The sequence below is a fragment of the Pseudarthrobacter sp. 05T312 genome (genome assembly GCF_056396685.1).
Map to the genome: position 1 here is coordinate 1 of NZ_JBFTLY010000062.1, position 402 is coordinate 402.

The window sequence follows — 402 nt, forward strand, 5'->3', positions numbered from 1 at the left end:
TGGGCCGCAATCCGGTGCGGTCCCCACYGCCGGYTGAAACGCAACGCAACGATCCGGCGCTCGGTGCGTATGGGTGTGCGGTTCGGGCTCCGCCGCGGGCGGGAGGACGCGTCAGCCATGCCGTCCTCACCCCGGGCGAGGTACCGGTCCACCCATTTCTTTGCGGTGGCGGGCGAGCACTGGAAACGCTCTGCAGCTCGGCGCAACGTCCAGCCCTGCTCGATGACTAAGCGGGCGAGCTTACCCCTGGCCTTAGGTGTGAGGTCGGCGTTGGCGTGGGTAACGTAGGACACGAGGGCCTCCTGGCGTCGAGATGAGTGTGGTAACCCAAATCGATACCGGAGGCCCTCGCCTCTTACATCACGCCACGCTGTTCACAACGTCCCTGGGAATTACACCTAG

General features: G+C 65.2%; 1 protein-coding gene. It reads right to left on the reverse strand.

Annotated elements, in window-relative coordinates; translation table 11 throughout:
- A partial coding sequence (locus tag AC1DIP_RS22310) for a leucine zipper domain-containing protein (RefSeq protein WP_477735129.1) occupies positions 1-293 on the reverse strand: 293 nt, incomplete at its 3' end.
- Positions 294-402 lie beyond the last annotated feature (109 nt).